The organism is Nostoc sp. S13, assembly GCF_029379315.1.
Classification (GTDB): Bacteria; Cyanobacteriota; Cyanobacteriia; order Cyanobacteriales; family Nostocaceae; genus Nostoc.
Map to the genome: position 1 here is coordinate 13,416 of NZ_JAQYWQ010000078.1, position 21,874 is coordinate 35,289.

A 21,874-nucleotide genomic window follows, 5' to 3' on the forward strand; every position below is an offset into this window, starting at 1 on the left:
TGCTATGGGATGTCTACGACGGGCTATTCGGTGACGCGCTGATCTCAAATACGAGAAAATTAATCATCGATACTAAGTAATAACCGAAGTTGCTAATTACTCTTTTGGGCGATACCTGCGGTTTTTGCTAGCCTACGCATGGGGTGAAGCTCCCATTTAATTTACTATTGGTGATAATTTTACACATTGTGCCCAAACTATGTATTCAAATTAAAACCTTCAATTTACCAGAGTTTTAAGAAATTGGTTCATAAACCATTTGGGGAATCAACACTTGGTCTTGTAATTGCCCAATACCTAAAAAGCGAGTTTCTTGATCATAAACTCGCACTATTTCAGAAACATTAAAAGTTAGACAAATTCGCTGACCTTGACACCATTTTTGAGCAGATGTTGCTGGTAAAGTCACAGATGACAGATGTTTCAAGGCTGCATCAGATACAAAAGGTTGAAATGTCCCGGTTTGTAGTTTAGTTTCTAAGTCTGTCAAGGTGAGACTATCTGTTAAATCGAAACCACTGCTTTGAGTGCGGATCAAAGCCGCAAGAGTACCACCAGTTTCTAAGATTGCACCTAAGTCACGAGCGATCGCTCTAATATATGTACCAGAACCACAGGCGATCGCAACATCCAATTCCGGGAAATCTCCTTCTCTCCAGCCCAAAATATCTATCTGAAAAATTTCCACTGTTCGCACTGGAACTTCCACCGTTTTCCCTTGGCGTGCTAAGTCGTAGAGACGTTTACCATCCACTTGGATTGCACTGTAATTCGGTGGTATTTGCTCAATCCTGCCTTCAAATTGCGCCAGTGCAGTTTTAACTTCTGCTAAACTCAATCCAGCACAAGGTTGAGAAGTGATGATTTCGCCTTGTAAATCATCGGTTGTGGTACGCACACCCAGCCGAATCGTAGCTTTGTAAGCTTTGTTTTCTGGCAGATATTGCAATAATCTTGTGGCTTTACCAAGTGCGATCGGTAACACCCCGGTAGCTGCTGGATCTAAGGTTCCCGCATGTCCTACACGTTTGAGGTGCAACAGTTTTCGCACCCGCGCTACGCAGTCGTGGGAAGTCCAGCCGAATGGTTTGTTTAAGTTGAGAAAACCTTGAAATAACACAAAATCAATAGTTACAGCTTCTAAATTCTATTAAATACTCATTTAATGCTTAAAGCATTAATATTTAGCAATTCTGGCTTAAATAAGCATTATTTTATACACTTTAAGCCAATACAGTTCAGTTAAGCATTTATTTCTTCTCTTCGAGAGGCTTCGCCAACGCGATCGCGTCTACCTAAAAAATTGCTAATCTTCAAAGTGCTAATCTTGGAAATGCAAACCTTGATGACACCAGCTTTAAAGACGCTGACTTACGTAGAGCAAAATTTATCACTAATGATCAAGTTTGAGAGGTGGAAATGACGCAAGATGCAATCTTCAGCCCCTTTTTTGCCACAGTGTTTCTAACACTCATAGTCTGGGTGTATATGTACATCCGTCGTATCAGTTTCATCACAAGTATAAAGATCAGCCCGAAAGACCTTGCTGTAACTGGCACACTGGCGGAACTCTCGCCACCAAACGTATCCAATCCATCAGATAACCTAAAGAATCTGTTCGAGATTCCGGTAATTTTCTATGCGCTTGTGCTATATCTTTTTATCACAAATCAGGTGGATTCGGTGTATGTGAATGCTGCATGGGTCTTCGTTGTGTTTCGCGGATTGCATAGCGCTGTTCATTGCACATTCAATCTAATCATGCTTCGGTTCTACCTCTACCTATTTGCCACGCTTGCAGTGTGGTTTATGGCAATCCGTGCAGCCCTTATCCACTTCAGTGCGTAAGTATGCTGATCTGAGAAACGCTAATCTTCAAAGTGCTAATCTTGAAAATGCAAACCTTGATAAAAAACTCCACCCACTCTTGGGTTGGAGTTTTTGGGCATGGGGAATGGGGCATGGGGAATGGGGCATGGGGAATGGGGCATGGGGCATGGGGCATGGGGCATGGGGCATGGGGCATGGGGAAGAAGTTACCTGTTTGGCCAATGCCCAATGCCCCAAGCGACGGGGCGACTATCCCTCTCCACCCACTCTTGGGTTGGAGTTTCCCGTCGCTTTCAATGACACCAGCTTTAAAGACGCTGACTTACGTAGAGCAATATTTATCGATGCATTAGACATCTCCGAAAAAGAATGTAGAGACGCGAAATTTCGCGTCTCTACAAGGGTTCTAGATAACGCATATTTAATTTATGGAGATGTCTATTACATAAATTTGACATTTGTATTACCTTTTGGGCAACATTTATCAATGAAACTAAAATAAATTTTCAATACATTAAGTGAATGTTACCGAATTAATCAAGATTTCAATTATTCTCCTGCTCGTTGCCACTGGTGTAGCCCTGCTATCCCGTCGGTTACGCGTCCCTTATGTCACGGGTTTAGTGTTGGCTGGTCTGCCAATCACTGAGTTATTGTCTCGTCGCATTGGTTTAGACCCATCCCTGGTTTTGAATCTTTTCCTGCCAATTCTACTCTTTGAAGCTGGCATCAATACAGATGTCAGCCGCCTACGCAGCACGTTTAAACCAATTGCTCTCTTGGCTGGCCCTGGAGCTGTGCTTTCCAGTGCTATTATTGCCGTTTTGTTGAAATTTTTGCTGGGGCTGACTTGGATACCTGCTTTATTTGTAGGAGTAATGCTGGCAAATACTGATACAGTTTCCATAATTGCCCTATTTAAGGAAATACCAGTGCCCTCGCGGCTTTCTACCATCGTTGAAGGAGAAACCCTATTCAACGATGGCGCTGCCCTAGTTGCATTTAACCTGATTTTGCAAGTATATTCGACAGGTTCGCTGACGTTACTAGATGGAATTCAACAACTGCTATTGATAGCTCTAGGAGGCTGCCTCGTGGGGTTAGTCTTGGGTTACTTGAGCATACCTGTATTCGCCCGTTTAGATGATCCCCTTAGCAGTCTCTTACTGACGGTCGCAGTTGCATTAGCAACTTTTCAGGTTGGGGAATTTCTAGATGTATCAGGCGCTGTAGCTGTAGTTGTAGCTGGATTAATTTTTGGGAATTTTGGGCTGTCTGGCAATACTTCTGCTTCTAGTCGCATCACCTTGTTGAGTTTCTGGGAATATGCCAGTTTTACTGTCAACACCTTTATTTTTCTGCTGATTGGTGCAGAAATAAACCCAGTGACGCTCTGGAGGACTTTACCTGCTGTTCTTCTTGCAGTTTTAGCTTATCAAGCAGGGCGAATTCTTACGGTCTATCCGCTGCTGGCAGTGGTTCGTTGGTTTGACCGCCCAATTCCGCTGCGCTGGCAACATTTACTTTTTTTAGGTAACATCAAGGGTTCACTCTCGATGGCTCTGGTTTTGAGTTTACCCACCACATTACCAGGGCGAGAATTCCTGATTACTTTAGTCTTCGGTAGTGTGCTGGTGTCATTAGTCGGACAAGGTTTAAGCTTACCTTGGTTGGTAAAACGCTTAAAATTATCTCAATTTTCAGAGACTCAGCACCAAGTTGAAGAATTGCAAGCTCAACTGATGACAGGTAAAGCAGCACAGGATGAATTAGATAGCTTGTTGAAGTCAGGGGTATTACCAAAAGCTATCTATGAAGAAATGCGCTCAACTTATCAGGTGCGAATAGCAGGGGCAGAAAAGGCGCTACGAGAATTTTATAATCGCCGTCCTGATGAGTTTGAAGCTAAAAGTGGTGGGGGCATTAAACTTGATGCTATTCGCCGTCGTTTACTGTTAGCCGAAAAAGGAGCGCTCAACGAAGCAATACGTAAACGAATTCTCTCGGAAGATATTGTGCGAGGGCGGATACAAATCATTGATGAACAGTTGCTCAAACTTGATGATGATTAATATAGGAATCGTATTTGATTTTTGAAATTATCTACGTAGGCGGGGAGTGGGGAGTAGGGAGTAGGGAATAGGGAATAATGAATTAGGCTTTTCGAGTTGTACCGAGCTTTTTCAAAAATAAAATATTAATCCTATAGCTGTTCAAGACCCTTGTTTCGGCAATGAAGGTTTATTGTTTTGACTTTTAATCACCTTACCACGACTGGTAAAAGAAATTCCTTGCTGAAAGTCAGTACCAATCATGATTGCCTCTACTATCGGTTCAGCTATTTCTGTTTGAGATACCCACTCGACAATAAAGTTTGCGCCTAAGCCACCACTGGTATCATTCGTATTAATAAAATAATCTGTGGAAGCTAGCGCATCTAGTTGAATAGGATGCTCTAAATACTGCTTAACTAACTTCCCAGCTGAGTCATAATAGCGCACAGAACTAATAATGATCGGATTAACTAAATCTGTATTCCGAATACTGAGCGTAGCCGCTAAATTAAAAATCTCCTGTCGATTATAATGATAAATATGAGAATAGACAGGTACATAAATGGTTTGACCCATTGCTATCTTGAAGTTACTATCTAAAGTCACTATCTTGTTAGATGGGGTTGCTTGGCTATTAACTGGTTGTGACTTTGGTGAATTTTGAATTGGTTTACAAGATGCAAGCAGAATAACTGCAATTACTAAATAAATATGTGGATACAGCTTCATCAAAACTATTTACAACCTTCAAGAAAATCAATAACTTGATGTAAAGACCCTGGTTTGGTCACAATCAGTAGAGTCGAACCCGGTTTTATTACTGTACTGCCATTAGGAATCATTAAATCCTCGTGAGGGTGAGGTTGATAGCCGATAATCAGAGAACCACTAGGAAACTGAGAATCTTGAGCAATTTCGGCAACGCTACGATTAGCTACATAACAACTATTGGGAATAGAAAGTTTTAAAACCTCAATCTGTCCCTGCTCAAAATGCATCATTGATTCTACCAGTGGATACTCAATAGCATTCACCATTGTGGAAACTGCCAGTTCAACGGTACTAATAATATGGTTGGCTCCTGCTATACGCAGTGGCTCGGCAAAATCGGGGTGGCGCATTCGACTCACAGTATGGCTAACACCGTAGTGTTTAGCGAGAGTTACCATTGCTAAGTTGAGGGCATCACTTCTGAGGACAGCTGCTAGAGCGTTGGCTTTACGAATTCCAGCTTCTAATAATACTTCTGTACTCACAGCACTCCCTTCAAAAGCCATCGCGCCGACTTGTTCACGGGCATATCGGCAAGCAGTAGGGTCAATATCAATGACGGCAACCGTATGCCCTAGTTCTACCAATTTTTGAGCCAAAGTAAGCCCCACTAAGCCTGCTCCACCAATTAGCACGTACATGGCTGCTCCTAATACTTAAAGACTTCTTATTTTACTTTAATTAACAAGTTAGCAAGCTGGTGAAGGTGTAGCTTAACAGGCTTGTTTGATATTTATGAGAAATAGTCAGGTAACTTCTGCCGTCACCAAGGGCATTTAGCCGCGATCGAGGAAGGAAGTTTCCCGATCGCACCTAGCTATAAGCTTGATAAATACGGCGCTTTGAGCGAGTCAGAAATTTTATTTTAGTGTTTGCTTGTTTATTTTAAGTAATTCACACATTCATTTTAGTGTATCTTTGAGTCGAAAGCTGGCGATCGCGCTTCTTATACTACCGGCACTGAATTAGTTTATGACTTACTAAATTCGCTTGTTTGCCTCGACGTGCAGCAAGTTCAAGTTCAATTTCGTCAACGTTTACGAAGTTGTAATCCAGCAGCGATCGCTCGTTGTCGGATTGACCATAATTTTTTGGCTAAGGGTGTTTGTGGCACAAAATCAGATTCGGGGGGTGTTGTTTCTGATTCAGATTTAAGTAGTTCAACAAACTCCAAAACTTTTTGTTGCTTTTGGGGTGTGAGTTCTCGCCAGTGTTCAAGTAGTTCAACTTCATTACCCATAAGTACTTCGCTATTGAACTCTCTGCGGCAGTATCGCGACGTGATGCAGGTATCGACTAGCTACTTAATCCAAGTTGTAGACTTGTATACTCCTCCATCTTGCCAAACTTCGATTAAATCAGTAAAACCATCCTTATTAACATCTCCTGCTAAATATTGGGTGTTATTTCTATAACCACCTACATTATTGGTGATGGTTCCAATATTAAATAAACCTTGTCCATTATTAATCCAAGTTGTAGACTTGTATACTCCTCCATCTTGCCAAACTTCGATTAAATCAGTAAAACCATCCTTATTAACATCTCCTGCTAAATATTGGGTGTTATTTCTATAACCACCTACATTATTGGTGATGGTTCCAATATTAAATAAACCTTGTCCATTATTAATCCAAGTTGTAGACTTGTATACTCCTCCATCTTGCCAAACTTCGATTAAATCAGTAAAACCATCCTTATTAACATCTCCTGCTAAATATTGGGTGTTATTTCTATAACCACCTACATTATTGGTGATGGTTCCAATATTAAATGAATCGGCAGAAGCTTTTTGATTTGGTAGGATTACAAATGTCATACCAACAAATAAAGCTGCAAGAGTTGCACTTTTTGTGCAATAATTTAAAATAATTCTTAATAGCATATAAAAACACCCAAGTTAGTTAAGAAACAAGTACAGAACCCTTGAGGAATATTACGATTTACGTTACAAAATATGCGTCAAGTTCAGCTAAAGAGTGCAGATACTAGTACGAACTAAAACAGTGTTCACGGAAAGGTGATAATATCTACGTTCTGAATGCTAACGAGTTAATTTTGATGTTAAATTGCTTACCCCAAGCTACCACAAAGTCAAAAAAGTAAGGATTTTACCAATCTTTTAGGAGGTGGTATAGATAATTAGCTATTAAACCAATTCGCAATTACGTTTTATAACTTGGATTTAACCCTTGCTGCCTGTAGAGGCAGGGGACTTAAACTTTCACCATTTGTTAAAAAACTTGATAAAATCGATAATAGAACGTTTTATAATTCTTTTATTGAAGAATTAAATAACTTAACTATTGACAATAATTAATGCGATGATCTGGGTTGCGAATAGACATCTCGGCAGTCAGTCGCTTCGCTCGAAGTCAAAAGTCAGTGTGGAGTTTTGGGTCGTCAAAGAGCCACCACAGTAGAATATGGGTGTCGATGAGGTAGCTCATTCCCATTGCTGGAGTTCATCTTCTGGCAGTGGTTCAAAGAAAGCATCGCCGAGTTGTCCTTTCAATAAACCAGGGGTGCGGGGTTGTGTGTGTTCCTGACTTAAACCTAACCGAAAGTAGTGAATTAGGTCATAAAGTTCTGCTAGTTTGTCTTCAGGGATGTCTTGCAATTCTTGGACAATCTTCTGGATCAGCATAAGTCAAACTCTTCGGTGGTTGTTAATCAGTAAGTTAGGAATATGCGACTACTTTGTTGCTCAATTGAGGAATAAAATATTTTTTCTCGCTTTGGGCTTTGGCGCGAAACTTTCATCCCGTTAATCAGCAACGCTGGATTACTATTCCTGTAAAACGGTCTTTGATACAATCCTAGTTTTCTTAAGGTCTGCTTCCGAAAGTTCTTCCCCAGCTTGCAGGCGGGTGGCAGAAGTTTGCAACACTGTCGCCGCACCTTTATCTCCGATTTGTAAAGCGGTTTTAGCAGCCGTTTGTAACATCGTTGCTGCACCAGTGCGATCGCCTTGTTGCAATTTCACCTCAGCTAACTGGGTTTGGCGATACTTGGCTAATGCTAAAATAGATTGTTGTACCTGGGGAATTAACACTGGTTGATACGCCCGCACCACATCTGCATATACAGGCACAAGGGGCGAAAGTAAACCTTGCTCATTAACCAATGGGTCATCATAACGGATTTGCACATGCCCGATCGCTTGTTTACCTTCTGGCAACTGTCCCAAATAAATGTTAGCCAAAACTACCCGTTCTACATCCTGCATCAAATCTCCCAAACGCACAGCAAAGCTACCATCAGCTTCGGGTTCCACTGGTAACTCGATTGTGTCTGGAGCAACTTGGGCAATGGGTTTAAATTCTGCTAATCGGACATTGGGCACTAGAGATAACAGCAAGTAGGCATTAGTTAGCCCAATAGACTCAATCCGTCCAAATAGTCGGCTAAATTGCTCCACAGCTTGTTCAGGATGTTCAATATAGGCTAAAGTCCCACCACCGACATCGGCAATTTTTTCCAGCAAATCCTGATTCCAGCTGTTGCCAAATCCGAAAGTGTTAATAGTTAGGTTGAGCTTGGCAGCTTTTTGTGCGAGTTGAAGACAGCGCTTGTTGTCATCTCGCCCAATATCCCACTTCCAAATCCGCAAAGCGCTATCACCATGCCCATCTGTAAGCAGAAACGCCTGGGAAACAGCGCCTCTTGTGCCCTTCATCAGTTCTGTAATTCCCAGTTCCAAACCCTCAGCGATTATAGTACCGCCGCTAGCGCTGAGTTTGCTTTTAATTTGAGATTTGATGCTTTCGGGGTCTTGGATCACTTGGTTAGGGATAATCACTTCCGCAGAACCAGAAAAAGCCACAACTGAGATGCGATCGCCTACTTTCAACCGATCGATTAATCTTTCCACTGCCTGGATCACCGTTTTAATTGGTTGTCCATGCATGGAACCACTCTTATCCAAAATCAAGCAGAGGTTAAGGGGGAGATTTTTGTCAAATTCACCAGCGATTGCAAAAATCGTCATTGCTAGTTGACGTTGGCTACTAGTTTGAGCCACATCAACATTATTGTCATTTAACGCCGATAGCAATTTAACTTTCATTGCGGAGGGGTATCTTGCAAAACTGTTTTGGAGACCATTCTAGTTTTCTTGCGATCGCTTTCAGATAAGTCTTGTCCAGCTTGCAACTGGGTGGCAGAAGTTTGTAACACCGTCGCCGCCCCTTGATCTCCCATTTGCAGGGCAGTTTTAGCAGCCGTTTGTAGCATTGTCGCTGCACCACTGCGATCGCCCTGTTGCAATTTCGTTTCGGCTAACTGGGTTTGGCGATACTTCGCTAATGCCAAAATAGAGTGTTGCACCTGGGGATTCGGGTCTGCTTGGTAATTTTTGACTACATGGGCATAAACTGGGATATTTGGTGTAAATAAACCTACCTGGTTGGCGGCTGGGTCATCGTAGCGGACTTGTACATTAGCGATCGCTTGTTCACCTGTTGGCAATTGTCCCAAATAAATATTAGCTAAAATCACCCGTTCCGCATCTTTCATTAAATCTCCCAACCGCACAGCGAAACGTCCATCAGCTTCTTGTTGCAGTGGTAACTCAATTGTGTCTGGGGAAACTTGGGCAATGGGTTTGAGTTCCGCTAGCCGGACATTGGGCATCAGGGAGAATAACAGATAAGCATTAGTCAATCCTACCGTTTGAATGCGGCTGAACAGGCGATTAAACTCATCGACTGCATCTTCGGGTTTTTGAATGTAAGATAAAGTACCTAAACCAGCATCAGCAATTTTTTCTAAAACATCTTGGTTCCAATTGTCACCAAATCCCAAAGTGTTCAAAGTCAAATTATAGCTAGCCGCCAATTGGGCGAATTTCAAACAGCGATTGTTATCACCGTGTTCATTTTCGCCATCGGTTAATAGGAAGGCTTGGGAAACAGTATCTTTTTTTCCCTTTGCCAACTCCTCAATCCCCAAGCGCAATCCTTCATCAATTGCAGTTCCACCATCGGCAGCTAGACGATTAATTTGCTGTTTGATTTTCTCTGGATCTGCGATACTTTGACTGGGTACTAAGACTTTGGCACGGTGATCGAAAACTACAACACTGAGGCGATCGCCACTTTTGAGTCTATCTACCAGACGAATCGCTGCTTTTTTGACCGTTTCTAGCGATCGCCCATTCATCGAACCACTATGATCGAGAATTAAACATAAATTTAGTGGCACATTGCGGTCTAGAGACTCTGCGATCGCTGAAATCGAAATTCCCAACTGGCGTTGACTATTCAGTTGATTCGCGTCCAAATTACCATCATTCAAGGCAGGCTGCAAACTAACCTTCATAACTCAAAGTCCCTATTCAGGATATACATATTAATAAATAACTTCAAAGCAGTACTTTAGCTCTACGGAAAACTTATCCAACACAAATACACTAATATAATCAGAATATCTTAGAAGCCAAGCATTGGCAGATGTTAAGCCACCTTAGGCATTAGGGAGAAATCCGCACCTTGAGGAAAGCTAGCATCGCGCTAGGATGTATTACAGTTAACGGCATAGTTTCAGGCGATCAGTTGCTATGGACATTTCCCCAATCAAGGCTGTTCAAGCCCCTTATTACGGCGATAACTTCTACCGGACACCACCGCCAGATTTACCTTCCCTCTTATTGAAGGAGCGAATTGTCTATATTGGGATGCCACTGGTGCCTGCTGTCACCGAATTGATCGTGGCCGAGTTGTTGTTTTTGCAGTCCGACGACCCCGAAAAGCCGATTAAAATCTACATAAACTCCACCGGCACTTCCGGTTACAGTGGCGAACCGATTGGCTTTGAAACCGAAGCCTTCGCCATCTTTGACACCATGAAATATATCAAACCTCCTATCCACACCATCTGCGTCGGTTCCGCGATGGGTATGGCAGCGATGCTCCTCAGTGCTGGTACAAAAGGTTGCCGCGCTAGTTTGCCTCACTCCTCGATTATCCTGCATCAGCCCAAGAGCTACGCCCAAGGTCAAGCAACGGATATTCAAATTCGCGCTAGGGAAGTTTTGGTAAATAAAGGGGCGTTAGTTGATATTTTGCATCGCACCACCGGACAGCCTCCAGAAAAAATTATTAAAGATATGGATCGGCTGTTATATTTGACACCCTACGAAGCGAAAGAATACGGACTAATTGACCGAGTTTTTGAGAAAGAAGAACTCGCAAATCCCCCACTTCCTGCTAGTGTCCTTTAATTTGTCCTTTGTCCTTTGTCCTTTGTCATTCGTCCTTTGTTAATAAGCAAAAATTATTAATGACCAATGACCAATACTTCTCTACGAGAGGCTACGCCAACGACAAGGCTCAGTACAAGTGACCAATGACTAATGACTAATGACTAATTAATAACGGAGTAACGAAAATGCCTATAGGCGTTCCTAAAGTTCCTTACCGGATGCCCGGAGGACAATATACAGATTGGATTAGCATCTACGATCGCCTTTACCGGGAACGAATTATATTCTTGGGGCGAGATATTGATGATGAAATTGCCAATCAAATCATTGCTGTAATGCTGTATCTGGACTCAGATGATCCAGGTAAAGATATTTATTTATACATCAATTCCCCAGGTGGGATGGTTACATCTGGCATGGCTATTTTTGACACCATGCAACATATCAAATCAGATGTAGTGACTATCTGTGTAGGTTTAGCTGCTTCAATGGGGTCTTTCCTATTAACAGCCGGCACAAAAGGCAAACGCCTAGCATTGCCTCACTCACGGATTATGATTCACCAGCCTTCGGGTGGCACCCGTGGGCAAGCAACCGACATCGAAATTGAAGCTAGAGAGATTCTGCGGATTCGTCACCAGCTTAATGGTATTTATGCCGATAAAACAGGTCAGACCATAGCAAAAATTGAAAAAGATATGGATCGGGACTTTTTCATGTCAGCCGAAGAGGCGAAAGAATACGGTTTAATAGACCGTGTGATTGAAGAACGAACCTCTGTATTAGTAGGGGAGTAGGGAGTAGGGAGTAGGGAGTAGGAGGAGATGAGGGAGATAAGGGGGATGAGAGAGAAATAACTCCTAACTCTTAACTGCTAACTTCCAAATCCCCACTCCCCACTCCCTTCCCCAAACAAACTGTCAATATTGAACTTTAAAATAGCAAATTAGCCCTTATTATTGATAGTTCAGGCTTAAAGCAGATAGCTAATAGCCCCAAACTGGATATTCGATAGCTCATAGCTCAAGATGGATCTTGGAGATTGCTACCGTTTATTGGGTTTGAGGTCGGGGGCCTCTTTTGCCGACATCAAAGCGTCTTATCGACGACTGGCGCAGCAATATCATCCCGATATCAACCCAGATGACAACAAAGCCAAAGATAAGTTTATTGCCTTGACAGAGGCTTATAAACTCCTGCTGACGGTAGTACTGCCAGAGGAAACAGTTGTACATTCTAATCAGGTGTCAACTGGGCCTGATGATGCCAAGGCAACGCAGTGGCATAAAACACCAGTAACAAGGGTGACAAGCCAGCAATCAGGGAAACTAAAGCCGCCTAATCTGTTAGAAATAGAAGAACGGCTGAAGTGGAAGACTTATGAGCAATTGCAGCGATTTTTGCAAGAAAGACGATTTCCTCAAGCGATCGCACTGGCGGAAGCTTTAGCAGATCGTTTGTCAACAGATGCAGAAGTCCGCCAATGGCTAGCGATCGCTTATCAAATTTGGGGACGGGCACTAATTACCGAAAACCAACTGCTCAAAGCCAGAATTTATCTTAAAAAAGCTTTGAAAACAGACCCGCATAATAAAAGTCTCTGGTATGAAGTGCAGCGCGATTTCCAACGTTTAGAACAAATTTTATAAATTACCCCTGGCTACAACGTTATCGCCAGGGTTTCTACAGCTCCTACCTTTCAAAGGGCATTCCCAGTCTCCAACTGGGAACGAGGTACGAATTACGAATTACGAATTACCTGGTCATCGTTGCCATCCATGCAACACTGCTCCTAATGTAGCGATTCCCTCAACAATCTTCTGTGTTGGTTGAAAGCTAAAAGCTAACCTAATAGCATCATCTCCCTGTTTATTGGCGTAGCAGCGAGTCCCTTGCAGAAAGCTGATGCCATGTTCATTGGCAGCAGTTAAGAGTGCTTTGGCGCTGATGTCTGGCGGCAATTTACACCAAACGAAGAAGCCCCCGCCTGGTCGCAAAGCAACTATATCACTGGGAAACTCCTGAGCGATCGCTTCTAACAACAAATTACACTTATGCTTATAGCAGGCGATTAGCTCCTGAATGTGATGATCTAGTTTGCCTGTAGCACAGTACCGAGCGACCACATGGCTGACAAATGGCCCCACAGGCCCTTCACTTTTGAACATTGCTAGCCGCTCAATAATTGCTGGATCGCCACAAGCCCAGCCCAGCCTTACACCAGGCGCAATAATTTTCGAGAAGGTACTCACATATAACACCCACCCGTCCTTGTCGAGGGTTGCCAAGGAGGGCACAGCTTCCCCTTGGAAGCGTAAATCGCTGTAAGCATCGTCTTCTATTACCAGCACGCCATACTCTGCCGCTAACGCTACCAGTTTTTGGCGGCGAAATAACGGCATAGTCACGCCTGTGGGATTATGAAAGGTGGGGATAGTGTAAATAAACCGGGGTCGAATGCCCTGTTTGTTCAAATCGTTCAATGTTACTTCTAGCGCATCTACATCCATCCCCAACTCATCCACAGGAATAGTAATCAGGCGTGCGCCAGCGTGGACAAATCTACTAACTACTCCCATGAAGGTTGGCCCTTCCACAATTACCACATCACCTGGTTCAACAAACACATCTGGTAGCAAGCCGAGAATCTGACTAGAACCGTAGCCAATGATCAGACGATCGCGATCGGCTGCAATTCCTTTAGCCTGCAAGCGGAGGATAATTTGCTCATATAGTTGAGATGAAGTTGGCCCGTAATTGAGGGCGATCGGAGCCTCTTCTGCCAGCACAGCCGCACTTGCAGCAGCCAAGTCAGCATGGGGAAAGAGAATTGGGTCAGCTAGACCGTAGGCAAAGCTAACAGTGATAATTTTGGTTAACTCTGTACCATAGGTTGGTGGTGTCAGATTTCTAGCTCTTTTGGCGAATAAATCATTAATTTGGTAAGCAGAAGTGGTGGGAGCCATAAGTAGTTCAAAATTGGGACTGAGAATACAGAACACACAAGAAGGCAATTAGCTAAAAGTTAGAGCAGAGGAAGCCTCTAATCTGTTAGCGATAGCGAAGAACGAGCGTCACGTTTCAAGAGAGTGGGGGTCTTAAACTTTCGTTAGTCGATTAGAATTCATCGTGGATTCTGATCGACTAACGAATGTATTCTTTCTTATAACATCATGACAAGTATCGTGAATATTGACCGATAGAACGGAATTACTAGAGTGAAATTAATTAACTTCAAGTGGCAGCAGCTAATTCTAGGCTTAGGCTGTCTGCTACTAATGATTGCCTGTAAAAGTTTCTATCCTACTACTAACTCAGATGCTAAACCTCTCAAGGTGGCGACAGACCCTACCTTTGTACCTTTTGAAATCCAAAGAGCTAGCGGGAACTTGGAAGGTTTTGATATTGATTTGATGAATGCCATCGCTAAAGTAGCAGGTTTTACAGTCCAGTTTCAAAGTCTACCCTTCGATGGCATGATCTCGACTTTGCAAGCGAAAAGAGTCGATGCCGCAATCAGTGGGATTACAATTACCACCGAACGCCTGAAAACAATTGCTTTTTCACGACCTTATTTTAAAGCCGGACTAGCGATCGCTGTACGCGAAGACAACCAAAATATTAAAGACTTCAAAAGTCTCCAGGGGAAAAAAATTGCTGTACAAATTGGTTCAACTGGGGCAGATTTTGCCAAAACCATCCCCAACGCCAAAATTAGTACTTTTAATTCTGGACCAGAATTTTTCCAAGACTTGCTCAATGGCAACGTTGATGCTGTGATTAGCGATGCTTTCGCTACTTTGTACGCGATTAAAAATGGCAAACTCAAAGGCATCAAAGTTGTTGCCGATCTGCTCACCCAAGAATACTACGGGATTGCTACACCTAAAAACTCCCCGCATTTAGATGCAATTAACAAAGGTATAGGGACTTTGTTATCCAATGGCACTTACAAGCAAATTTATCAAAAATGGTTTAACGCTGAACCTCCGCAATTACCAGACTCTTGACAATTGGGCATTGGGCATTGGGCATTGGGCATTGGGCACTTGTACTGAGCGTTCGCGTAGCGTCTCGTAGAGAAGCCGAAGTATTGGGCATTGTTATTCTTTCTTCCCTGACTCCCTGACTCCCTCATCTTCCCCATGCCCCATGCCCCATGCCCAATGCCCCATTCGCCATTTATAAGGAATTGGCTGCCAATATATTAAATATTTCTCTAATATGCGTCACAATTAATACTGCCACCAAAATTCATTGATAAACTACAATCTCTTGTAGGTCTACTGTAGTCAAGGGCAGCCAATTGTGGCATCTTGAATCTTAGTGCCTAGAAGCACCTTGGAACGGGAATTAAGGAACTTCCACTATGCTGATTTGCCCTCAGTGTAAATTTCAAAACCCCAATAGCAACAAATTCTGTCAAAACTGTGGCACATCTCTGACTCACAAAGTCTGTCCTGAATGCAGTACCGATGATGTACCAGTGAATGCACTACGTTGTCATAACTGTGGCACGGAATGTGGAACAGTGTTTTGGGCAATTATTGCTAAGGAAACGACTGGGGAAGCTTTGGGAGTAGAGGGGGATAACAAAGACGTGAGAATAGAGAAAGATGAGGGAAATGTGGGAATAGAGGGAGCAATATCTTCCTCATATCCTCTATCCCCTAGTTCTCAGATTGCATTAGGCTCCTATTTAGACTCCCAAGAGCGCTATCAATTGTTAGATCCGATACCTGCCCAAACGGAAACTGCTACCATTATTGATGTAGGTGTGAGAGTTCTAGACTGCCAGCCGTATGAAATATCACCTATTGCGGCAATACTAGCAAGTCAGCAATCAGATTTAGTAACGCCATCAGTGGAAGCAAGTGGAATTCCTCGCCTTGCTAAACTTTATATTGCTTTACAATCCCAAGACCAGCAAGGGATACCCCCGATTCATGATGCTTGGCAGCAGGGGGATATGCAGATAGTAATAATCGAAGATCGCTCTCATTGGCAGCTTTTACTCGACCTCTGGCAAGAAGAAACAACAAGTTCGTTAAAAATTTTACACTGGTGTTATCAAATGACCCAACTTTGGGCAGTATTGGAACCAGTAAATTGTCGTCAAAGCCTTTTAGATTTGTCCAATTTGCGATTGGATGAAGACCAAACACTGACGCTGCAAAGGTTGTATGTGGAATCATCGAATTCTCAGCCCACCACTGAGCCGTCAGAAGACGCCCAAGCCCAAACATCTGCTATTCTAGAGCAACCGTTAACTATCCAAGCTTTGGGGCGGGTTTGGCAAGCGCTATTTAAGCAGTCGCAACGTACTCAATTTGGCTCTGTAGTCCAGATGTTGGGGGATTTAGATGCAGGTAAGATTCACACGATCGCACAGTTGCGATCGCGTTTGGAGGAAATCTCTATTGAACTGGAAGCACTAGGAACGGCAACTTTGCCCCCAATAAAGGAGAAAAATACTGCTGTGCCCACTATCCCGCAATCAGATGAGCCAGAAGATATCATTAGCAAAATTGATGATATGCCAACTGTTGTGCTAACGATGCAGTTAAGTAGCTTGGAAGATGTAGGACGCACAGATGTGGGGCGTCAACGTCATCATAATGAAGACTACTTTGGCATTGAAACCAAAATCAATAAACTGGAGTTGCCTAAAAGCCAAGTTCTGCAAGGGCATGGTTTGTATATTCTCTGTGATGGTATGGGTGGACACGCTGGTGGTGAGATAGCCAGTGAATTAGCAGTCAACACCCTACGGCAATACTTTCAAGAACACTGGATTGCCAACCAACTACCAACAGAAGATAGTATTCGTGAGGCAGTGTATTTAGCTAATGAGGCGATTTACAAGCTCAATCAACATGATGCCCGTTCTGGAGTGGGGCGCATGGGTACAACTTTGGTAATGCTCTTAATTCAAGATACTCAAGTGGCAGTTGCCCATGTGGGAGATAGCCGTCTCTATCGCTTGACGCGCAAGCGGGGACTAGAACAAGTCACAGTAGATCACGAAGTTGGGCAACGGGAAATTTCGCGCGGAGTGGAAGCAAGCATAGCTTATGCCCGCCCGGATGCCTACCAACTCACTCAAGCTTTGGGGCCTCGTGACGAAAACTCGATTAATCCTGATGTCGGCTTTTTCGAGATCAATGAAGATACTCTTCTGCTGTTGGCATCGGACGGTCTATCAGATAATGATTTACTAGAAACCCATTGGCAGACTCACTTAGAACCCTTACTTAGTTCTGGCGTTAACTTAGAACGGGGTGTTACAGACTTAATTGATTTGGCGAACCTACACAATGGTCACGACAACATTACTGCTATAGTTATTCGGGCAAAAGTACGCCCAAATCTGGAAAGTTAATAATCCAAGTTGCGGGTTCTCGACTGATGTGTATTTATACCTCTCAATTCATGCGATGCCTGCGCTGGGCTACGCCTACCCTTACAACAAAGTGGCGCCAACGCGCCTTAGACTTGATTGAGAATTCAGTTACTTAAATAATTTTAAGTTCTATAAATTACTCATTTAAGGAACTTCAAACAAATAAATTACTAGTACTTGTGGCGTGGGTAGCGTTCGACTGAGCGCTCACGCCGAAGTCTTGCCCGCCTTTGGCTACGGGCGGGCGAGATATCATTGGTGTCAACTTAACGTAAAAACCCTTTTCAAACCTCGTTAAGAGCCTCTGGCTGGAAATGCTCTTCAATTGCGGCTTTGCCACAAGTCAAGAGGCGGCAGCCCTCCCATTAAGTATTCCCAGTCAGAGACTCTTAACGAGACATCTCTAAAAGCTGGTTCTAGACTGGCTTTCACATTAAGTTGACACCAATGGCTTTTCGGCCCACCCCACAAGAAAAAAGTAATTGAGTATTTTTTTATTTGTCAGTCCCTAATAAAAGCCTGTTGAAGAGTAAAAAATAAATACTTGTATGATACTTTAGAAGGTAGAAAATCTAGATGTTTTGGTTGTCTCAATGGCTATTGTTAGGAACTATACTTGTTAGCTTAACTTTTAGCACACCTTTATTTGCCAGTCAATCTATGAACCAAAAAGATATCCAGATATTAATAGAAAAAGCTAAAGATGCATGGGTTACTCAAGATGTCGATGCTCTTACACAGTTGTTTACGGTTGATGGCGAACTAATCGTGCCTGGTCAATGCTGGCGGGGGCAAGAAAGAATTCGAGAAGAAGTTACCCATTTTAAACAACAGTATTCAGATGTCAAAATAGACATCAAGCGGATTATCGCTGGAGCAAATCAGGCAGCAGTAGAATGGTACTACGAAGATACGGAAAAAGCGACAGGCCATCGTAATAAAGCTGATGATGTAATTGTCGTAGATTTCAGAGATAATCAAATTAGCCGTTGGCGTGAATATTTTGACACACAAACGCCAGCTAACAGATAGTTGCATAAGCCGTAAGACTCCAATCTCCTTAGTTCAAAATAAATTAAGGAGATTGATTAGAGTGTAATAATTAACGCCGTGTGCAACTTTCTCTCAAACCTAACCCCCAACCCCTTACGCCAGGTGCTACAAGTCGGCGGAGCCGCCCAAGGCACTGGCTCCCCTACTAGCGTTGGGGAGCAAGAATCAAAGCCTCTCTCCCTCTGGGGGAGAGGAATGGAAGCGGGGTTATAAGGATAAGTTGCACATCGCGTTAATTGACTTGTAAAGTAAAAAATACCAAACGTTTATCACTTTAGACCGCTCTGATGAAGGGTTTAACCTTCCCTTAGTGATAATAAAGTGGAGGAAGCGACAAAAACTCCACACCGTCAAGCACTTTCATTAACACTGTTCAAACATCTGTGATCGCTCTCCTTCGATGTCTGATAATGGGTCACAGCGGCATAACACCCATACAGTATTGTTTGTTTTCATTCACAAGAATAGCTAAATGTTGAGTGACAAACCCTCACTCTAGAGTAGGAATACTAAGTAGCCGAGAGTGAGACTTGTATTGGTTATACAAGCCTATCTAAAGTAAGATTTTGACAAACAGAAGTTCGAGCGCCGGCTTCCGGCGATCAAAACTTCGGAGAGTCAGGAGGAGGTAGTTGCTCTACTTGGGGACACCCCAAGTAGAGCAACTACCGTTCAGAATTCAGAATGAGTTTCAGTCCTTTCCTGCGGGACGCTACGCGTAGCAAGATCCCGAAGGGTACGACAAGTGAGCTTGCCGAACTGCTCAGGAACCATCGGGGTTTAAATAAGAGTCTGAAACTCTCTTCTCTACGAGATCAAGGCGAACAATGCCTGAATTTTGAATTGTTACCTGCTCATTTGACGCTTTTCAACTACTTTTTGGCGATCGCAGGACGAAGATATCAAAGAGGCGTGGTAGAGTGGCGATCTCTACGCTCCTTCACTCATCCACGCTTAAGCGGCGACTAATCTAGCCTTCTATTTACGTGCTAGGTTGAGCAGTTCTTTAGGAGAAGCAAGTAAGTCAATCGCTACAAAGAAGATTTTGCCTTGAGGATCGAGCAAAAACCGCCATGCAATATTCATACCGACGCTGGCACCGAACCAAGGGCTTTGAACTTTACCTGTGACTTTAACTTGTGTATACCCATCTTCCACTGGCTCAGATACACCCCGCTCTGGGATCATTCTCAAACCTTGGCATTCTTCACGCATATAAGCGCGGATTGCCTCTTGACCAATAATCGGTCTTTCAAACGGAGGTTGCAAGGCACCTTCAGAGGTAAACAAACTAACAGATGCATCAAAGTCATTGGCATTCATGTTGTTGATATAGCCCAGCACCGTAGGATTGTTGATGCCTTCGATAGTGACTTTAGTCCGAAATGCTTGTGCAGTCGGAGGAGACACCGGCTCTGAGACTTTTTTGTAACTACCGGGAGCGTTCGGGTCAAATCCCATGCTAATTACGGTATTGCGTAGGATGGTAATTTGTTGACCGGAATCAGCATTGCGGATGGCTTGCAACACGTCGGCAGCTTTCGGAGAAAGCTTGTAACCTTCTGGGATGGGAGCAACGATTCCCTGGGCCATCCATTCTCCTAACTGATACCAAAAGCCCAACTTGATGTTCACGGTGAAGGATGCATAGGAACGGCAGAGGGGAGTGTCAGAACGGTTAGCCAAATCGTACATGACTTGCGTTTGAGCTTCAAAAGGCATCTGCTTAATTTGTTCGAGTAAGCCTTGCGCCAGGATCATGTTAGCTGCCCCAGGAGCAGCAACCGTAATACTTCTACCCATTTCGGTATAGGCAAACCAAAGTAATGCTAGTTGATCTTCAGCATTGAGCTGAGAGAATGATTCGACAACAGTTGGCACAACGTCAGCAACTAAGGTGCCGGGAAAGATGCTTTGAGCCGACTTGATGGTAAAAGACATAGCAGAAATTCCCAAAAGAAAATTACAGTTCTATCGAATGTGAAAAATCAAATGTGCAAAGAGGGAGGGAAAATGCGTTTAGCTGTTAACAAAGGCACTCAGCAGTTTTTGTGATTGCTTTACCAAAGGGCATAGCGATTCTGTTGCCGTTGAGTTTGGATACTCGGCAAAGCACATTGCAGGCTTAACTGCATAGTTATTTAGAAAGCCTTAATCAACAGTGGTTTAACGCATTTATTTCGCTTAGTATCTTTATGTAAAGAAACATAACAACTTTGTTACAAATAAGCAATCCTTTCTCAGCTATACACTAATAATTTTTGCTTATGATAATGATAAGTTTTACTGAAGTTAGATTACATACAATTGATACCTTTGTGTGTAAGGCACATCTCTAGACGGATCAAACTTTCAGAAACAATCCTTAATTGAACCTATAGCGGCTCTCAGTTGGATGCAATACGCCCGCTTATTGGGAAATCACAAGCCAGAATTCAGCTAAGGATCGCTATATTGCAATGCCTACCTTCTCGCACAAATCCAAAATACCCTAGTTGCTTAGTACGGATTGTACTAGCTTTATCTTGATGTCAAGTACTTGCAAAAAATATTTACAATAGTTTATATTGATTTACAGATAACAAAAATCGGGAGTAAAAAATGACAAATAGAGGCTTTACGATTAACGAACGCGGTCAACTCAACAGATTTGCGATCGAACCCAAGGTTTATATTGATCAAACCTCACGGACAGGCTTCACCGAATATGCCGAAAAAGTTAATGGCCGTTTGGCAATGATTGGTTTTGTCTGACTCATCGCTTTGGAAGTTCTCACCGGACATGGTTTGATTAGATGGCTAACCAGCCTTTAGATAGGACACTTCAGATTTACGACTTTTCCTTACTTGACAAATAAAACAATTTAGAGAGAAACTATGAAAACTGATTTTGATTACCCCAAAAAAGATTTAATTAGGCCTGTTGTTTTTAGACCTGATTTCAACAACTTTGAAATTATCAATGCAAATCAAGCCTGGTCATTGTTTTTCACAGTCGGTCAAGACGACAAGGGACTGGGACAAGAAATTGAATTCGGCAGGTTTTTTACTAACCTTTTAATTGCTATTGGAGTAACTGGAATTATTTGGGCGATTTACTTCAGCCAATTGTGATGAGCAAGTTTCTTCACTTCTAGTGTGTAGTAACTTCAATGGAGGTCTTGGATTTGGATACCAGGACTTATTTTAACTTTTCAATAAATCTAAAAAAACTCTGTTTAGCTTTGGAAAAAGGTTGATGTTGATTGGATTTATAAAGCTTCCTAATTTGTCACGCTATTGTGGATACGTGGGCTTAGAAATAGCACAAATTGTTTCTAAACATCTGGCATTTCAAAGTAAAACCTATGTAATTCAAAACAGAAGGTTATTAGTACATCAACTTTTAAAATCTGGTCTGGATTCTCATACAGCAAATCGAACTGTTACTATGCTTATATCAAGCCAGGTTTTAGAATTAACTAACAAAAACCAGTGTGCAATTAATTATACGCGAAAGTAACTAGACATCTCCGAAAAAGAATGTAGAGACGCGAAATTTCGCGTCTCTACAAGGGT

Annotated in this window: 23 protein-coding genes and 1 pseudogene; 13 read left to right on the forward strand and 11 right to left on the reverse strand. The window is 42.8% G+C overall.

What is annotated here, in order from left to right; translation table 11 throughout:
- Positions 1-235: 235 nt before the first annotated feature.
- Positions 236-1,120, reverse strand: coding sequence for a tRNA pseudouridine(55) synthase TruB (truB, locus tag PUQ00_RS21675; protein ID WP_300420602.1), 885 nt, complete (start codon positions 1,118-1,120; stop codon positions 236-238).
- A gap of 182 nt (positions 1,121-1,302) precedes the next feature.
- On the opposite strand from truB, the gene PUQ00_RS32895 reads away from it, so the two are divergent.
- The 4 genes from PUQ00_RS32895 to PUQ00_RS21695 all read left to right on the forward strand — a co-directional run bounded on the left by PUQ00_RS32895 (position 1,303) and on the right by PUQ00_RS21695 (position 3,902).
- On the forward strand, positions 1,303-1,410 hold the full coding sequence (locus tag PUQ00_RS32895; RefSeq protein WP_366145968.1) for a pentapeptide repeat-containing protein: 108 nt from the start codon (positions 1,303-1,305) through the stop codon (positions 1,408-1,410).
- A 9-nt stretch (positions 1,411-1,419) separates the two neighbouring features.
- Entirely contained in the window at positions 1,420-1,848 is a 429-nt protein-coding gene (locus PUQ00_RS21680; protein ID WP_300420605.1) for an MAPEG family protein, read from the forward strand.
- A gap of 169 nt (positions 1,849-2,017) precedes the next feature.
- Complete coding sequence (locus PUQ00_RS21690) at positions 2,018-2,332, forward strand: hypothetical protein (protein WP_300420609.1); 315 nt, start codon at positions 2,018-2,020, stop codon at positions 2,330-2,332.
- 16 nt (positions 2,333-2,348) lie between these two features.
- Positions 2,349-3,902 carry a sodium:proton antiporter gene (locus PUQ00_RS21695; protein WP_300420611.1) on the forward strand — a complete coding sequence of 518 codons (1,554 nt, stop codon included), beginning with the start codon at positions 2,349-2,351 and terminating at the stop codon, positions 3,900-3,902.
- A gap of 141 nt (positions 3,903-4,043) precedes the next feature.
- On the opposite strand, the gene PUQ00_RS21700 is transcribed toward PUQ00_RS21695, so the two are convergent.
- The 7 genes from PUQ00_RS21700 to PUQ00_RS21730 all read right to left on the reverse strand — a co-directional run bounded on the left by PUQ00_RS21700 (position 4,044) and on the right by PUQ00_RS21730 (position 9,977).
- Positions 4,044-4,613 carry a DUF3124 domain-containing protein gene (locus PUQ00_RS21700; protein WP_300420614.1) on the reverse strand — a complete coding sequence of 190 codons (570 nt, stop codon included), beginning with the start codon at positions 4,611-4,613 and terminating at the stop codon, positions 4,044-4,046.
- 5 nt (positions 4,614-4,618) lie between these two features.
- On the reverse strand, positions 4,619-5,296 hold the full coding sequence (locus tag PUQ00_RS21705; protein ID WP_300420617.1) for a TrkA family potassium uptake protein: 678 nt from the start codon (positions 5,294-5,296) through the stop codon (positions 4,619-4,621).
- Positions 5,297-5,685: 389 nt separating this feature from the next.
- Positions 5,686-5,895: a hypothetical protein gene (locus PUQ00_RS21710; protein WP_300420619.1), complete on the reverse strand. Its 210-nt coding sequence runs from the start codon at positions 5,893-5,895 to the stop codon at positions 5,686-5,688.
- A gap of 60 nt (positions 5,896-5,955) precedes the next feature.
- Positions 5,956-6,540 carry a VCBS repeat-containing protein gene (locus PUQ00_RS21715; protein ID WP_300420622.1) on the reverse strand — a complete coding sequence of 195 codons (585 nt, stop codon included), beginning with the start codon at positions 6,538-6,540 and terminating at the stop codon, positions 5,956-5,958.
- Positions 6,541-7,101: 561 nt separating this feature from the next.
- Entirely contained in the window at positions 7,102-7,302 is a 201-nt protein-coding gene (locus PUQ00_RS21720; protein ID WP_300420624.1) for a hypothetical protein, read from the reverse strand.
- Between the two features lie 141 nt (positions 7,303-7,443).
- Positions 7,444-8,724 carry a VWA domain-containing protein gene (locus tag PUQ00_RS21725; protein ID WP_300420627.1) on the reverse strand — a complete coding sequence of 427 codons (1,281 nt, stop codon included), beginning with the start codon at positions 8,722-8,724 and terminating at the stop codon, positions 7,444-7,446.
- Positions 8,721-9,977, reverse strand: a complete 1,257-nt coding sequence (locus tag PUQ00_RS21730; protein ID WP_300420629.1) for a VWA domain-containing protein — start codon at positions 9,975-9,977, stop codon at positions 8,721-8,723. Before PUQ00_RS21730 ends, PUQ00_RS21725 begins: the two co-directional genes overlap by 4 nt.
- A 238-nt stretch (positions 9,978-10,215) precedes the next feature.
- On the opposite strand from PUQ00_RS21730, the gene PUQ00_RS21735 reads away from it, so the two are divergent.
- The 3 genes from PUQ00_RS21735 (at position 10,216) to PUQ00_RS21745 (ending at position 12,509) form a co-directional block, all read left to right on the forward strand.
- Entirely contained in the window at positions 10,216-10,878 is a 663-nt protein-coding gene (locus tag PUQ00_RS21735) for an ATP-dependent Clp protease proteolytic subunit (RefSeq protein ID WP_292726728.1), read from the forward strand.
- Positions 10,879-11,045: 167 nt separating this feature from the next.
- The gene (locus PUQ00_RS21740) at positions 11,046-11,657 is read left to right on the forward strand and encodes an ATP-dependent Clp protease proteolytic subunit (protein ID WP_300420632.1); all 612 of its coding nucleotides are present in this window, start codon (positions 11,046-11,048) and stop codon (positions 11,655-11,657) included.
- A gap of 231 nt (positions 11,658-11,888) precedes the next feature.
- A complete protein-coding gene (locus PUQ00_RS21745) occupies positions 11,889-12,509 on the forward strand; it encodes a J domain-containing protein (protein WP_300420634.1) in 621 nt (206 codons plus the stop codon).
- Positions 12,510-12,623: 114 nt separating this feature from the next.
- Here PUQ00_RS21745 and PUQ00_RS21750 read toward each other — a convergent pair whose 3' ends face one another.
- On the reverse strand, positions 12,624-13,826 hold the full coding sequence (locus tag PUQ00_RS21750; RefSeq protein ID WP_300420636.1) for a PLP-dependent aminotransferase family protein: 1,203 nt from the start codon (positions 13,824-13,826) through the stop codon (positions 12,624-12,626).
- A 252-nt stretch (positions 13,827-14,078) separates the two neighbouring features.
- Between PUQ00_RS21750 and PUQ00_RS21755 the strand changes: the two genes are divergently transcribed.
- Entirely contained in the window at positions 14,079-14,870 is a 792-nt protein-coding gene (locus PUQ00_RS21755; RefSeq protein WP_300420639.1) for a basic amino acid ABC transporter substrate-binding protein, read from the forward strand.
- Here the strand turns inward: PUQ00_RS21755 and PUQ00_RS21760 are convergent.
- Positions 14,836-14,961 carry a hypothetical protein gene (locus tag PUQ00_RS21760; protein WP_300420642.1) on the reverse strand — a complete coding sequence of 42 codons (126 nt, stop codon included), beginning with the start codon at positions 14,959-14,961 and terminating at the stop codon, positions 14,836-14,838. The two genes, PUQ00_RS21755 and PUQ00_RS21760, sit on opposite strands and share 35 nt — an antisense overlap.
- Before the next feature lie 268 nt (positions 14,962-15,229).
- Here PUQ00_RS21760 and PUQ00_RS21765 point away from each other — a divergent pair, with 268 nt between their 5' ends.
- The 3 genes from PUQ00_RS21765 to PUQ00_RS21775 all read left to right on the forward strand — a co-directional run bounded on the left by PUQ00_RS21765 (position 15,230) and on the right by PUQ00_RS21775 (position 19,285).
- Entirely contained in the window at positions 15,230-17,242 is a 2,013-nt protein-coding gene (locus tag PUQ00_RS21765) for a serine/threonine phosphatase (RefSeq protein ID WP_300420644.1), read from the forward strand.
- A 597-nt stretch (positions 17,243-17,839) separates the two neighbouring features.
- Positions 17,840-18,295, forward strand: a complete 456-nt coding sequence (locus PUQ00_RS21770) for a nuclear transport factor 2 family protein (protein WP_300420646.1) — start codon at positions 17,840-17,842, stop codon at positions 18,293-18,295.
- A gap of 705 nt (positions 18,296-19,000) precedes the next feature.
- Complete coding sequence (locus PUQ00_RS21775; protein ID WP_300420647.1) at positions 19,001-19,285, forward strand: hypothetical protein; 285 nt, start codon at positions 19,001-19,003, stop codon at positions 19,283-19,285.
- A 9-nt stretch (positions 19,286-19,294) separates the two neighbouring features.
- On the opposite strand, the gene PUQ00_RS21780 is transcribed toward PUQ00_RS21775, so the two are convergent.
- The gene (locus PUQ00_RS21780) at positions 19,295-20,257 is read right to left on the reverse strand and encodes an orange carotenoid protein N-terminal domain-containing protein (protein ID WP_300420650.1); all 963 of its coding nucleotides are present in this window, start codon (positions 20,255-20,257) and stop codon (positions 19,295-19,297) included.
- Positions 20,258-20,917: 660 nt separating this feature from the next.
- Here PUQ00_RS21780 and PUQ00_RS21785 point away from each other — a divergent pair.
- A pseudogene (locus PUQ00_RS21785) lies at positions 20,918-21,067 on the forward strand (high light inducible protein); the annotation flags it as partial.
- A 126-nt stretch (positions 21,068-21,193) separates the two neighbouring features.
- Complete coding sequence (locus PUQ00_RS21790; RefSeq protein ID WP_300420653.1) at positions 21,194-21,430, forward strand: hypothetical protein; 237 nt, start codon at positions 21,194-21,196, stop codon at positions 21,428-21,430.
- Positions 21,431-21,874 lie beyond the last annotated feature (444 nt).

Coding starts and splice junctions, on each gene's coding strand:
- PUQ00_RS21730 (WP_300420629.1), bottom strand. CDS start 9,977: ATGAAGGTTAGTTTGCAGCCTGCCTTGAATGATGGTAATTTGGACGCG.
- PUQ00_RS21710 (WP_300420619.1), bottom strand. CDS start 5,895: ATGGGTAATGAAGTTGAACTACTTGAACACTGGCGAGAACTCACACCC.
- PUQ00_RS21760 (WP_300420642.1), bottom strand. CDS start 14,961: ATGCCCAATACTTCGGCTTCTCTACGAGACGCTACGCGAACGCTCAGT.
- PUQ00_RS21790 (WP_300420653.1), top strand. CDS start 21,194: ATGAAAACTGATTTTGATTACCCCAAAAAAGATTTAATTAGGCCTGTT.
- PUQ00_RS21715 (WP_300420622.1), bottom strand. CDS start 6,540: ATGCTATTAAGAATTATTTTAAATTATTGCACAAAAAGTGCAACTCTT.
- PUQ00_RS21680 (WP_300420605.1), top strand. CDS start 1,420: ATGACGCAAGATGCAATCTTCAGCCCCTTTTTTGCCACAGTGTTTCTA.
- PUQ00_RS21690 (WP_300420609.1), top strand. CDS start 2,018: ATGGGGCATGGGGAAGAAGTTACCTGTTTGGCCAATGCCCAATGCCCC.
- PUQ00_RS21700 (WP_300420614.1), bottom strand. CDS start 4,613: ATGAAGCTGTATCCACATATTTATTTAGTAATTGCAGTTATTCTGCTT.
- PUQ00_RS21725 (WP_300420627.1), bottom strand. CDS start 8,724: ATGAAAGTTAAATTGCTATCGGCGTTAAATGACAATAATGTTGATGTG.
- PUQ00_RS21735 (WP_292726728.1), top strand. CDS start 10,216: ATGGACATTTCCCCAATCAAGGCTGTTCAAGCCCCTTATTACGGCGAT.
- PUQ00_RS21750 (WP_300420636.1), bottom strand. CDS start 13,826: ATGGCTCCCACCACTTCTGCTTACCAAATTAATGATTTATTCGCCAAA.
- PUQ00_RS21720 (WP_300420624.1), bottom strand. CDS start 7,302: ATGCTGATCCAGAAGATTGTCCAAGAATTGCAAGACATCCCTGAAGAC.
- PUQ00_RS21780 (WP_300420650.1), bottom strand. CDS start 20,257: ATGTCTTTTACCATCAAGTCGGCTCAAAGCATCTTTCCCGGCACCTTA.
- PUQ00_RS21705 (WP_300420617.1), bottom strand. CDS start 5,296: ATGTACGTGCTAATTGGTGGAGCAGGCTTAGTGGGGCTTACTTTGGCT.
- PUQ00_RS21740 (WP_300420632.1), top strand. CDS start 11,046: ATGCCTATAGGCGTTCCTAAAGTTCCTTACCGGATGCCCGGAGGACAA.
- PUQ00_RS21765 (WP_300420644.1), top strand. CDS start 15,230: ATGCTGATTTGCCCTCAGTGTAAATTTCAAAACCCCAATAGCAACAAA.
- PUQ00_RS21775 (WP_300420647.1), top strand. CDS start 19,001: ATGAGTTTCAGTCCTTTCCTGCGGGACGCTACGCGTAGCAAGATCCCG.
- PUQ00_RS21745 (WP_300420634.1), top strand. CDS start 11,889: ATGGATCTTGGAGATTGCTACCGTTTATTGGGTTTGAGGTCGGGGGCC.
- PUQ00_RS21770 (WP_300420646.1), top strand. CDS start 17,840: ATGTTTTGGTTGTCTCAATGGCTATTGTTAGGAACTATACTTGTTAGC.